At 70.5% G+C, this 12,151-nt stretch carries 13 protein-coding genes; 5 read left to right on the forward strand and 8 right to left on the reverse strand.

Features of this window, described 5'->3' with window-relative positions:
• Nucleotides 1–3: 3 nt before the first annotated feature.
• On the reverse strand, nt 4–732 hold the full coding sequence (locus tag AB0N02_RS37905; protein WP_363957067.1) for a phosphatase PAP2 family protein: 729 nt from the start codon (nt 730–732) through the stop codon (nt 4–6).
• A 334-nt stretch (nt 733–1,066) separates the two neighbouring features.
• Nucleotides 1,067–1,450, reverse strand: a complete 384-nt coding sequence (locus AB0N02_RS37910; RefSeq protein WP_363957069.1) for a hypothetical protein — start codon at nt 1,448–1,450, stop codon at nt 1,067–1,069.
• Between the two features lie 231 nt (nt 1,451–1,681).
• Between AB0N02_RS37910 and AB0N02_RS37915 the strand changes: the two genes are divergently transcribed.
• The 3 genes from AB0N02_RS37915 (at nt 1,682) to AB0N02_RS37925 (ending at nt 3,860) form a co-directional block, all read left to right on the forward strand.
• Nucleotides 1,682–2,389, forward strand: a complete 708-nt coding sequence (locus AB0N02_RS37915) for a GAF and ANTAR domain-containing protein (protein ID WP_363957072.1) — start codon at nt 1,682–1,684, stop codon at nt 2,387–2,389.
• A gap of 120 nt (nt 2,390–2,509) precedes the next feature.
• Nucleotides 2,510–3,598, forward strand: a complete 1,089-nt coding sequence (locus AB0N02_RS37920; RefSeq protein WP_363957075.1) for a quinone-dependent dihydroorotate dehydrogenase — start codon at nt 2,510–2,512, stop codon at nt 3,596–3,598.
• A 46-nt stretch (nt 3,599–3,644) separates the two neighbouring features.
• Nucleotides 3,645–3,860, forward strand: coding sequence for a copper ion binding protein (locus AB0N02_RS37925; RefSeq protein WP_363957078.1), 216 nt, complete (start codon nt 3,645–3,647; stop codon nt 3,858–3,860).
• A gap of 229 nt (nt 3,861–4,089) precedes the next feature.
• On the opposite strand, the gene AB0N02_RS37930 is transcribed toward AB0N02_RS37925, so the two are convergent.
• The 4 genes from AB0N02_RS37930 to AB0N02_RS37945 all read right to left on the reverse strand — a co-directional run bounded on the left by AB0N02_RS37930 (nt 4,090) and on the right by AB0N02_RS37945 (nt 8,344).
• Nucleotides 4,090–5,865 carry a beta-N-acetylhexosaminidase gene (locus AB0N02_RS37930; RefSeq protein WP_363957081.1) on the reverse strand — a complete coding sequence of 592 codons (1,776 nt, stop codon included), beginning with the start codon at nt 5,863–5,865 and terminating at the stop codon, nt 4,090–4,092.
• A gap of 35 nt (nt 5,866–5,900) precedes the next feature.
• Nucleotides 5,901–6,818 (reverse strand): N-acetylmuramoyl-L-alanine amidase, encoded by a 918-nt coding sequence (locus AB0N02_RS37935; RefSeq protein WP_363957084.1) that lies wholly within the window; start codon nt 6,816–6,818, stop codon nt 5,901–5,903.
• Nucleotides 6,819–6,886: 68 nt separating this feature from the next.
• The gene (locus tag AB0N02_RS37940; protein WP_363957087.1) at nt 6,887–7,135 is read right to left on the reverse strand and encodes a hypothetical protein; all 249 of its coding nucleotides are present in this window, start codon (nt 7,133–7,135) and stop codon (nt 6,887–6,889) included.
• Between the two features lie 123 nt (nt 7,136–7,258).
• Nucleotides 7,259–8,344, reverse strand: a complete 1,086-nt coding sequence (locus AB0N02_RS37945; protein ID WP_363957090.1) for a LacI family DNA-binding transcriptional regulator — start codon at nt 8,342–8,344, stop codon at nt 7,259–7,261.
• Between the two features lie 138 nt (nt 8,345–8,482).
• Here AB0N02_RS37945 and AB0N02_RS37950 point away from each other — a divergent pair, with 138 nt between their 5' ends.
• A complete protein-coding gene (locus tag AB0N02_RS37950) occupies nt 8,483–9,172 on the forward strand; it encodes a TetR/AcrR family transcriptional regulator (RefSeq protein ID WP_363957093.1) in 690 nt (229 codons plus the stop codon).
• A gap of 262 nt (nt 9,173–9,434) precedes the next feature.
• On the opposite strand, the gene bldC is transcribed toward AB0N02_RS37950, so the two are convergent.
• Nucleotides 9,435–9,638: a developmental transcriptional regulator BldC gene (gene bldC / locus AB0N02_RS37955; RefSeq protein ID WP_013133571.1), complete on the reverse strand. Its 204-nt coding sequence runs from the start codon at nt 9,636–9,638 to the stop codon at nt 9,435–9,437.
• Nucleotides 9,639–9,957: 319 nt separating this feature from the next.
• The gene (locus AB0N02_RS37960) at nt 9,958–10,815 is read right to left on the reverse strand and encodes a hypothetical protein (RefSeq protein WP_363957130.1); all 858 of its coding nucleotides are present in this window, start codon (nt 10,813–10,815) and stop codon (nt 9,958–9,960) included.
• A gap of 189 nt (nt 10,816–11,004) precedes the next feature.
• On the opposite strand from AB0N02_RS37960, the gene AB0N02_RS37965 reads away from it, so the two are divergent.
• Complete coding sequence (locus AB0N02_RS37965) at nt 11,005–12,108, forward strand: Glu/Leu/Phe/Val dehydrogenase dimerization domain-containing protein (protein WP_363957096.1); 1,104 nt, start codon at nt 11,005–11,007, stop codon at nt 12,106–12,108.
• Nucleotides 12,109–12,151 lie beyond the last annotated feature (43 nt).

The following is a 12,151-nucleotide window of genomic DNA, read 5'->3' on the forward strand; positions in this document are numbered from 1 at the left end:
ATCTCACCTCCGGAACGCCTCCGGCTCGACCCCCTCCTTGTACGGCTCGGCCGGCCTGCGCCCCTCCTCCCTGCGCCACTTCTCGAACCCCGCCGCGGTTCCCCCCACCACCACGACGCCCAGCGCGATCCCCGCGACCACGTCGCTGAACCAGTGGACCCCGAGCGCGACCCGGGTGTAGGCGACGAAGAGCGTCAGGAGCGCGGCGACGGCCCAGAGGGCGGCCCAGACAGTGGCCCAGACGGTGGCCTTGGCGGCGGCCTTGAGACCCCGGCTTCTCAGCACGGGCAGCAGCATGAGCACGAGCACGCTCGCGCCGGTCGCCGCCGCCATGGCGTGCCCGGAGGGGAAGGAGGCGCCCGGAGCCCACGACACGGGGTCGGGCAGGACCGGCCGGGCCCGATTGACGATCTCCTTGACCGCCAGGTTCAGCAGGCCGCTGACGGTGATCGTGACGACCGCCCAGACCGCCGGCCGCCGGGCTCCCCGGTACCAGGCCCAGACCGCCGCCGCCACCACGAGCGCGCGCCAGACGTTCGGCCCCAGGATCTCGGTCGCGGCGTTGAGGAAACGCGCGTAGCCCGGATCGGCCAGGACGTACGCGTGCAGGTTCCGCGCGATGCTCTCGTCGACCTCGTACAGCGGGGCGAAGGAGGACATCACGAGCACCAGCAGCAGAACGAACGGCACGGAGAACAGCGCGACCGCCGCCGTCGCGAACGTGAGCCGCATGCCCAGGCGGCGATCCGAATCCTGTGGACCGAGGTGATGCGGTGGCCTGTCCATCGTTCATCGGTACCCGATGACAGGAGGATATGCCTAGGACGGCACGCGGAACCCGGCGGAGGGCGTGATGCGGAGGCGCTCGGCGCCGATCCCGGAGCGGGGTCCGGGGGAACGGCGGGATCCCGCCGTCCGGCGTGATCCGGAGGCCGGCGCGTTCATCCGGACCTCCGCGTGCTCATCCGGACCTCCGCGGGCTCGGCGGACCCGGCGGGCTCGGGGGTCCCGGGTGCTCGGCGCGGGTCTCGGAGACGGCTCTCGGGGCGGGGTCCCGAAATGTCCTTCAAGCGGCGTTGCGGCTCTCGCGCCGGGTGGTCCAGCGCAGCACGTCGTAGTGCCGCCGCTCGGCCTCGGCGAGGGCGGACTCGTCGACGTAGGCGTCGAGCACGGCCCGCAGGTGCGGCATCTGCTCGGCCACGTCGCTCCACGCCTGCGCGGGGTCGTCGAGACCGAGTTCGATCAGCGCGTCCACGTGCGCGGCGTAGGCCGTCCACCACTGACGGCTCAGCTCGGCCAGGAACCCGTCCAGGCCGCCGAACTCCTGCTGGATGTCGGCCTCCCACCACGGGGGGAGGGTGGTGTCGCCGGTCTCCTCCATGTCGCGGAGCACGATGTGTACCAGGGCGCGACGCCGACGAACGACGGCCGAACGTGACAAAATGTTCATGTCCACACCCTCCCGCCCCCGGTTTGCTGAACATTTAACGATCTATTGACGGCAATATACGGCGCCTGCCGGACCGGTGACGCGAGAACCGTCCGGCCGGTCCGCGCGGCTTCCCCGGCCCGGCGGGCCCGGGACGACGTCTTGTGGATCCCCGCCCATAAATCTCCCGTCTCCGGGCAGTCGTAGTGCCCAAGCAAAGTGATCAGGCCGACGCTGAGGGGCGCCCACCACATGACTCACATCGATCCGGAGGAACTGGTCGCCAGTCTGAGAGGGCTCAGGACGACCTCGCCCACGACGGACATCGTCCGCGGGCTGGAGCGGGCCGTGGAGGTCGTGAACGCTCTGTTCGGCTACTCCGGCGCGGGGCTGATGTTCGCGGAGGAGGACAGGGATCTGCGCTACCTGGTCGCGCCCGACGCCCGGGGCCGCAGCCTGGAGGACGCCCAGCTGCTTCTCGGGCAGGGGCCCTGCGTGTCGGCCTACACGGAGAACACCGCGGTGACCACGTCCGACGTGCGGGCCGATCCCCGCTGGCCCGGACTCGCCGACCTGCTCCACCCGGAGGTGCGGGCGGTCGCCGGAGTGCCGGTACGGCTCGGCGGGGAGCCGGTCGGCACCCTGAACGTCTACCAGTCCCAGCCGTATGAATGGGATGAGTCGGACGTCCAGGCGCTCCACGCCTATGCCGACGTGATCGAGCAGCTTCTCACCGCCGCGATGGCCGCCGAGGAGAAGAGCGCCCTGGCCCAGCAGCTCCAGTACGCCCTGGACTACCGGGTGGTCATCGAGCGGGCCATCGGCTACCTGATGGGCAAGCACGACCTCACCGCGGCGCAGGCCTTCACCGGCCTGCGCAAACAGGCCAGGGACAGTCGCCGCAAGGTGGCCGATCTGGCCGCCGAGATGCTGGGGGAGGGGGTCGGCGAGCCGCGGTGACCAGGGTCGCGCCGCCGGCGGCCGGATCCGGGGCGGGGGAGCCGTACATCGGGGCGGCGGGGCGTCTGAAGGCCCGGCCCGCGCGGCCCCCGCTCCCCAGGGGGACTACCCTGATCGGTGATGTATCGATTCGTGTTCACGCAGGTCCTCAGCCGCATCGACCCGGAGGACATCCACCACCTGACGGTCGGCGCGCTCCGCCTTCTCTCGGTGGCGCCCGTGGTCAAGCGGTTCGTCCATCGCGGGCTCGCCCCCCGCGACCCCGCCCTGCGCGTGCAGGCCTTCGGCGTGCACTTCCCCAGCCCGCTCGGGCTGGCGGCGGGCTTCGACAAGGACGCGCGGTGCGTGGAGGCCCTGTCCGCGCTCGGCTTCGGCCACGTCGAGGTGGGCACGATCACCGCGCACGCCCAGCCGGGCAACGCCAGGCCCAGGCTGTTCCGCCTGACCGGGGACCGGGCGATCATCAACCGGATGGGCTTCAACAACGCGGGCGCGGGCGCCGCGGCCAGGACGTTGAGCAGGACCCGCGGGGTCCCGGCCGTCGTCGGCGTCAACATCGGCAAGACCAAGGTCGTGCCGGAGGCCGAGGCCGTCGGCGACTACGTCGCCAGCGCCAAGGAGCTGGCCGGACTGGCCGACTACCTGGTGGTCAACGTCAGCTCGCCGAACACGCCCGGCCTGCGCGACCTGCAGGCCGTCGAGCTCCTGCGCCCCCTGCTGAGCGCGGTCAAGGAGGTCGCGGACGGCACGCCGAAGCGCACCCCGCTGCTGGTCAAGATCGCTCCAGACCTGGCGGACGAGGACGTGGACGCCGTCGCGGACCTGGCCCTGGAGATCGGGCTCGACGGGATCATCGCGACCAACACCACAATCAGCCGCGCGGCCGTGAGCAGCACCGAGACCGGCGGCCTCTCCGGACGCCCGCTGAAGGCCCGTTCGCTGGAGGTGCTGCGGAGGCTGCGGAGCCGGGTCGGCGACCGCCTGGTGCTCGTCTCCGTCGGCGGCGTCGAGGACGTGGACGACGTCTGGGAGCGCCTGCTCGCCGGAGCCACCCTGGTCCAGGGCTACAGCGGCATGATCTACGGGGGCCCCCTCTGGGCCAACCGCATCCACCGCGACCTGGCCCGCCGCATGCGCCGCCACGGTGTCACCGATCTGCGCCAGATCATCGGCAGGACCGCGAGCCGGAGCAATACCCTGGGCGGGTAAGTGCACGGAGTCCCTGACAGTGATGACCCCTGACATCGGAGGCGTGATGAGCGTGACCACATACACCGTGACATACACCGTGACCGGCATGACCTGCGGCCACTGCGTGAGCTCGGTCAAGGAGGAGGTCGGCGAGGTATCCGGCGTCACCGGCGTCGACGTCGACCTGGAGAGCGGCCGGGTGGACGTCACGGGCGACGCCCTCGACGACGCGGCCATCCGCGCCGCCATCGAGGAGGCCGGCTACCAGGTGGCCGCCTGACCCGCGCGACGGCGCGGCGCCGATCCCGTACGGCGCCGATCCCTGACCCGCGCGACGGCGCGGAACCGGCCCCGTACGGCTCCGCCCCCTGACGCCACCCGCCGACCGGAGCGCGCCCCGTCCCCCCACGCTCCTCGGGCGCGCCCCGTCCCGCCGCCACGCCGCCCCGGGGTGATCGGGGCGGCGTCGACGTGCCGTGAGAGGGCGGGTCCCGTGAGAGGGCGGGTCGTCACATACTGGGCCTGGTCGAGTCCGCGACGTGGGTCATCTCCTCCAGGTGCTTCATGACCTCGTCCACCTTGACGACTCCGGGGCGGTGGCGGCGGTGGCCGTTCCCGCCGAGCTGCCAGGGGCGCGGTCCCGCCGGCGGGCGGTACTCGACCCCCAGCGCGTCCAGCCTGCCGAGGTGCCGCGCGAGCCGCGCCTCGAAGTCGGCACCGGCCGCCCCGGACAGGCCCGATCCGGAATCGGACCGGCCCGAGCCGGGCAGATCGGGGCCGTCCGCACCGGAACCATCGGAACCGTTGGAACCATCGGAACCGCTGGAACCTGCCTCGACGACGTCGATCGTGCCGGACCAGGTGATCTCGGCCAGTGCGCAGCCCCTGGGCCACGCCCGGTAGTCCACCGCCCTGGCGTCCGGCAGGCGTTCGCTCCACAGCTGGAACTGCGCCCCGAGAACCCGGGCGCGCCACTCGGCCGGCCACGACCGCGGCGCGGGCTCGTAGGCGGCCACGTCGGCCACCGTGGTGGTCTCGCCGATGGCCAGGGGCTCGTCCTCTGAGGCGGCCTCGGCGTAGTCGAAGTACAGGGGGAAGACGGGGGTCTGCACGATGTCGTGCCCGGCCTCGGCGGCCCGGGCGGCGACTCCGGGGCCGCGCCACGGCATCACGATCGTGTCGGGCCGCAGCATGCCGCTGACGAACGCCTCGTCCCACACGACCGCCCTGCTGCCGCGCTCGGCCAGCACGTCGGCCAGCCTCCGCAGGAACCAGGCGTGCAGGTCACTGGGGCTCTCCAGGCCCAGTTCCGCCTGGAAGGCGGCGATCTCCGGCGAGGCGGCCCAGTCGTCGAGCACGCACTCGTCGCCGCCGATGTGGACGTACGGGGTCTCGCCCAGCGCCGCGAGGATCTCGTCGATGACGGCGGTCAGGAAGTCGATCGTCGAGGGCAGCGGGGAGAGGATCGCCGACGAGATGCCCCAGCGGTCCAGCACGGTGAACGGTTCGGGCCGCCGGCCGTCCGTGGCCCGCGCGTCGAGGGAGGGGTAGGCGGCGAGGATCGCCGAGGCGTGCCCCGGGACGTCGATCTCGGGCACGATCGTCACGGCCCTGGCGCGGGCGTAGCCGGCGATCTCCGCGAGGTCGTCCAGCGTGTAGTGACCGCCGTGCGGTACCTCGTCGTAGACGGGCTCCTGCCCGTCACGGCTGACGATCGTGCGCGGCCGGTGCGAGCCGATCTCGTGCAGCCGGGGGGCGACCCGGCTCTCGACCCGCCACCCCTGGTCGTCGACCAGGTGCAGGTGGAGCCGGTTCAGCTTGTGCACCGCCATCAGGTCGATCATCCGGAGCACCTCGCGCTTGGGCAGGAAGTGCCGGGCGACGTCCAGATGGACCCCGCGCCACGGGAAGCGCGGGGCGTCCTGGATCCTGCTATAGGGAACGCTCCAGCCGTCCCCGGCGACCGTGCGGAAGGCGGCGTCGGGGAGCAGTTGCCGCAGAGTCTGGCCCGCGTAGAACGCTCCGGCCCGGTCTCCCGCCGCGATCCGTACTCCCCGGGCGGTCACCTCCAGCGTGTAGGCCTCCCGGCCGAGCGACGGGTCGTGCGTGAGCGCGATCGCGCCCGGTTCCGCCTCCGGCCCGGCGGGCCGCAGGTCGAGTACGGCGAGTGCGACCCTTACCGCGTCCACCAGTTCGGCGGGACCGGAGACGGAGGCGCGAGGGGAGAGCGTGAAGGAGTCGGGCGACGTTTCGAAAGTGACAGGACGCGGCAGGAGCTCATTCATGCATCAGATCATGCCAAATTGGACTAGACCACGCATTACTTGAGATAGTTCTGCAGCCCGTTGGCAAGGGCGACGGCGGCCTTCTGGCGGAACGCCGGGCTCTGGAAGTTGGCCGCGTCACCGGCGTTGCGCATGTTGCCGCACTCGATGAAGATCTTCGGGACCGTGGAGAGGTTCAGCCCTCCGAGGTCGTTGCGGAAGTCGAGTGCCTTGGCGCCGATGTAGGTGGAGTACGGCACGCCGGTGCCGGACTTGAAGGCGTCCCGTACGTCGATGCCGAGCTTCCTGGACGCGTCGACCACCGGGTCGACCGGGCCGTTGATCTTCTTCGGCATGATGATGTGGAAGCCGTGGCCTGCCGGAGGGGCCCCGTCGGCGTGGATCGAGATCGCCGCGTTGGCCTTGGCCTTGTTGCCGATCGCCGCACGCTCGGTGATGCACGGGCCGACGCCGTCGTTGTTCGGCCGGGTGAGCTTCACCGTCGCGCCCCTGCTCTTGAGGATCTTGGCGAGGCGCTGGGAGACGTCCCAGGTGAAGGCCGCCTCGCTGTAACCGCTGTTGGTCGCGGTGCCCGTCGTGTCGCAGGCCTTCTTCTCGGTCAGGATGTTGACCTGCTTGTTGATCTCCGACGGGTGCCGGTAGTTCTGCCCGTTGTGGCCGGGGTCGATGACGATGACCTTGCCCTGCAAGGACGTGCCCGGGGTGCTTCCGGCCACCGTGGCCGGCGAGGTGGCCGGCGAGGTGGTCGGCGAGGCGGCCGGGGTGGCCTGGACGTCCCCGGTGCTTCCGGCCGTCTGAGTCGTCTGAGTCGTCTGGGCCGCCGGGGCCGCGTTCTGGGAGGCGGACCCGCCGATCCGCGCCGGGCCCGCGTCGGCGCCGTCCGCGGTGCCGCCGCAGGCGGCGACGCTCAGGCCGCACAGTGCGACAGCGGCCACGAGTGCTTTTCTGGTCACGCTCATCCTCCTCGAAGGAACCGTCAACCACCCAACTTACGCGGCATGACGTCGTGACCAAGCCGTTATCACCAGACGTGTTCCCCTATCTCCTGCTTCTGCAGGAGAGCGGCGAGCTCCCTGGCGTCCTCGGCGTCCAGGCCGAGGACCACGCGCGGACGTCCCCAGGGGTGGTCGATCGAATGGGCCACGTAGCTCGCCACGGATTCGGCGCCGGCCTCCCCGTTCCGCCCGCGGGCGGCCCGCCAGTGCGCCCACGCCCGCTCAAGCTCGGCGGCCGCGCGCTGGGCGCACGAAACCAGTTCTGGATCACGCATTGTTACCCCCCTCGTCGTCACCGGAGTCAACACCCGGGCGCCGTCGCCACGTCGAGGGTTGACCCGATTTTGGGGAGGTCTTAGAGCCTGCCTGGGCGTGGTGTAACGCTCCAGGCAGGCTCCTTACGGCTGCGCGGGGCCCGTGCTGCGCCGTACGACCAGCCGCGGCGTGATCTCACGCAGGCGGGAGGACTTGCCGGGGTCGCCGATCCGGTCGCTCAGCAGCGCCGCCGCCGAACGGCCCATGGCCCTGCGGGGCTGGTCCACGGTGGTCAGCGAGATCGGCTGGGTTCCTGCGAGATGGACGTTGTCGTAACCGATGACGGACAGGTCCTCGGGCACTCGCAGGCCCAGCTCGGCCGCCGCGGCGAGCACTCCTATCGCCACGGTGTCGTTCGCGGCGAAGATCGCGGTCGGCCGGGGGTCACGGGTCAGCAGCTTGCGCGCCGCCTCGGCGCCGCCTTCCTCGGTGCACTCGCCCTGCTCGACCATGATGTACGGCGCCAGCGCGTGCCTGCGCATGGCGACCAGGTAACCCTCGCACCGGAAGCGGCCGGAGGAGGAGCGGGCGCCCTCGATGTGGGCGATCCTGCGGTGGCCGAGCTCGACGAGGTGGTCGATGGCCAGCCGCGCCCCGAGCTGGTCGTCGTCCACGACGATGTCCACGCCGCCCAGCTCGATGTCGCGCTCGCCGACGACGACCGTGGGCGTGTAGCCGGTGGCCTCGATGAGGGTCTCGCTGGTCGGCGCGATGCCGAGCAGGACGAGGCCGTCGACCCGGAGTTCGAGGAAGGCCTCGACGGCCTCGTCCTCGAACGCGGGGTCCCACTGGCTGTTGCCGATGAGCAGCCGGAGCCCGTCGCCGTGCAGGCTCTCCTGCAGGCCGTCCAGGAACTCGGCGTAGAACGGGTTGTGCAGGTCGGCGACGAGCGCCCCGACCAGGTGGGTGCGACCCTCGACCAGGCTGCGCGCGACCGCGTTCGGCCGGTAGCCCAGTTCTCTGGCCGCCTGCAGTACGGCCTGCCTGCGGTGCTCGCTGACGTGCGGCGATCCGCGCAGCACGAGCGAGACCAGTGATTTGGAGACACCGGCGCGTTCGGCCACGTTGCGGATCGTGGGTCGCGGGCGTGGCCCGGCCACGTCCGGGAGGACGGGGTCGGTGAACTCGCGGGCTCGGGTGACGGTGGTGTTGACCGGTGGTCCTGACATGGCTCTCCCCCGGGGTGTGGTGGATGGGCACCTGTCACTCAAAACGATCGAGGACCGAATCGGGTACGGCTTTCCTCGAAGGGAACTGTGATCTTGACCTCAGGGCCGTCGGCGACCGGCTTCGATAGGGTCCGCGTTGTGGGTTCGGCGTCCGGGAGCGGCGGAGGGGGAAGACCCGCGGAGCGGGGGGCGCGACCGGCGCGGCGCAGGCTGGGCGTCGACCGGCGCCGCGAGGAGCTCGTGGCGGTCGCCCTGGAGCTGTTCGGCGGACGCGACGCCGAGGATGTCTCCATCGACGACGTGGCCTCGGCGGCGGGCGTGTCGAGGGCCCTGGTCCATCACTATTTCGGCGGCAGGCAGGAGCTCTACGTCGCCGCGCTGAAGAGCGCCGCCGCCCAGCTCGAGGCGCGGCTCCGGCCCGGGGGAGGCGCTCGGCCACTGGATGAGGCGGCGGCGGGGCTGCGGTGTTACTTCGACTTCGTCGAGGAGCGCGGGAACGGCTTCGCGGCCCTGTTCAAAGGGGGGCCGGCCGGTCGCGGCGGTGAGATCGGGGAGATCGTCGACGGCGTCCGCCACCGTCTGTTCCGCCTCCTCATGAGGCAGATGGGAGTGGACGAGCCGGGACCCGTCCTGCGTGTCACGCTGCGCTCGTGGATCGCCTCGGTCGAGGCGGCCGGTCTTGACTGGCTGGAGCACCGGGACATCGAACGGCGGGTGCTTGAGCGCATGCTGATGGAGCACATGGTGGCGCTGCTCCGGGCGGCCGCGAATCACGACGCGCGGGTCGGGCAGCTGCTGGAGGACCTGGTCCGCGATCACGCACCGTAGTCACCCGGTCCCGTCCGGACCGCCTTGATTTCGGTCCGGCCGTTTTCCGGCCCCGTCATGTCCGAATTTATTCGGAGCGAACGATTTCTCCGGCGTGGACGATCTCTCCGGAGTGGCCGGGCGGGCGGGGCGGCGGAAGCCGTACGGACGATGTGGGGCGGCGCCGGGCGGGCGGCGCCGTTCCCCACACAACCCGTGTGACCTGCGCGCTCACGGGTGAGCGCGCACTTGGATCCCCCCTAGGTCCGTGACGGCCCCCGTCTTACTCGGAGCGCTGCTGCGGAATGCCCGCGAGCAGTGCGCGAACCTCGGTCTCCCGGTAGCGGCGGTGCCCCCCCAGCGTGCGGATGGACGTGAGTTTGCCCGCCTTCGCCCACCGGGTGACGGTCTTGGGATCGACCCGGAACATGGTTGCGACCTCCGCCGGGGTGAGCAGCGGCTCTGCCTCGGGTGTACGAGCTGACATTTGTGCGGCCTCTCCTCCATGTGGACCGGCGACAGCGATCCTGCGACTTGACGCTTGTCACGGATGTCCCCCTATGGCCCCTTGCGTGCGGCTGTTCGAGCCATATGCGGCATCACCCGATGTGACCATACAGCCACGTAGAGCGATTGGCGAGCCTTTGAGTGGCTCATCTCTCTTGTGCACCTGTTGTTGTCACGCTCGGTGATTCTAGCGACACGTTTCGTGGTATCGCAGTGAAAACGGCAAACTACTCAGTTCGTAGACGTGTCGCCGGTCATCGACCAACCTACTTATGCAGGTCAGAGGGATGATTTGCGACTCAGTTTGCTGATTCGAGAAGTTGTATTGATCTCCAGCGGAGGATCACCCGCTGATACATGGCGAAGGCCAACTCTTCCTCGCCGTTCTCCAGACCCGTCAGCGCCGCCGCGATCTCCGCCACCGATTGGTCGGCCTGGAGCGTGTCGTCCTTCATGAGGTGGACGATGCCGCCGTAGTCGAGCTCGACGAGCGAGTGCGGGTGGAACTCCTCCAGCCAGCGCGCCACCTCCTCGACCTCGGCGGTCACCGAGACCTCGCCGATCTGCCTGCGGATGATCTGCAGGGCGCGGGCGCTGCGCCGCCTGGCGTGGGCCATGGACGTCACGTAGATCAGGTTGCGGGTGGTGGTCGTGCCCTCCGGGCTCGGCGCCCCGTCGAGGACCAGCCAGCGCTCGTTGCCGTCGAAGGGGACGAACCACGAGGTGGGAACGTGCCAGGTCGAGGTACGGATGTGGGTGCGGAGCGCGGCGGAGCCGCCGCGGCGCTTGAACCTGTCGAAATCGTCGGCCGTCTGCTGGGCGACGGAGAACGGTACGAACCGTTCCATCAGCCTGGCGGGAGTCGCCCCGCGAAAGCGCGAGAAAGCCAGCCAGGACCGCAGCCTGCTCTGCCATGGGCAGACATAGAGGACTTCCTCCACGCGCCTCAGATAGGCGTTGGGGCTCTCCTGGACAGGGACCGGCACCGGTGGCACACCGAGAAGGCGGCGTACGGCCTCGCCGTGTTCGGTGTGGAGCGCGCTCGCGCGCCGGGGCCGGTCCGCGGCCTCGGCGTAGGCGGCCCACGAGGAGCGTTCAGGTGGGGTGAACGCGATCAGTGGTTCGTAGACACGGAGGTACGCGGCATAGGGCAGCACCATCGAATCGTGTCACGAAGGACCTGTTGTTGTCCGGTATCGACCTCGTGCGGAGAACGGCGCCACCTCTCGTGTCTCGGCTGGTGAGAACCAGCCCTTTCCCCCATGGCTCTGTCTGGAGTTCTGGTTACGCTGAGGGTGATCTCCGCCGCAATGGAGCGGCGGACCGGACGACCGGGAGCCAACACCGTGACCGACGTCTTCGGGCTGTCCCACAAGGACACAAGCCCGGTAAGCGGCCAGACCAAGCACGAGCAGGTCGTCTTCTGCTCGGACGAGCGCAGCGGCCTTCACGCGATCATCGCCGTCTACAACACCGCCCTCGGCCCCAGCCTGGGCGGCACCAGGTTCTACCCCTACGGGAGCGAGCAGGCGGCGCTGGCCGACGTGCTCAACCTCTCGCGGGCCATGGCCTACAAGAACGCCCTCGCGGGACTCGATCTCGGCGGGGGCAAGGCCGTCATCATCGGAGACCCGGCGACCGACAAGAGCGAGGCCCTGCTGCGCGCGTACGGCCGGTTCGTGCAGTCCCTCGGGGGGCGTTACTTCACCGCCTGTGACGTCGGCACCTACAGCGAGGACATGGACATCGTGGCCCGCGAGAGCTCCTACGTGACCGGCCGCACGCTGGCCAACGGCGGGGCGGGCGACTCCTCGATCCTGACCGCCTACGGCGTGTTCCAGGGCATGCGGGCCGCCGCCGAGCACGTCCACGGCACGTCGACGCTGCGCGGCAGGCGCGTCGGCGTCGAGGGCGTCGGCAAGGTGGGCCACCGCCTGGTCGACCACCTCGTCGAGGACGGCGCCGAGGTCGTGATCTGCGACGTCGACGAGCAGGCGGTCGAGCGGGTCCGCCGGCGGCACCCCCAGGTCGAGGTGGTCGCCGACCAGCTCGCGCTGACGAGCCTGGACATCGACGTCTACGCGCCGTGCGCGCTCGGCGGGGCGCTGGACGACGAGACGGTCGCCCGGCTGCGCGCCGGGATCGTCTGTGGCGGGGCCAACAACCAGCTGGCGCACCCGGGGGTGGAGAAGGAGCTCGCCGACCGCGGGATCCTCTACGCGCCCGACTACGTGGTCAACTCCGGCGGCGTCATCCAGGTGGCCGACGAGATCCACGGGTTCGACATGGACCGGGCGAAGGCAAAGGCCACCAAGATCTATGACACGACTCTTAAGATCTTCGTGGCGGCGGCGGAGGAAGGCGTTCCCCCGGCGGTCGCAGCCGATAGGCTAGCCGAGCGCAGAATGTCGGAAGTCGGGCGGATTAGGGGCATTTGGCTAGGCCGCTAGCCCCTCACGCCCATACGGCGTACCGAGCCGGGCGTAAAACAGG

Origin of the sequence: Streptosporangium sp. NPDC051022, from assembly GCF_040683035.1 — a bacterium.
GTDB lineage: Bacteria > Actinomycetota > Actinomycetes > Streptosporangiales > Streptosporangiaceae > Streptosporangium.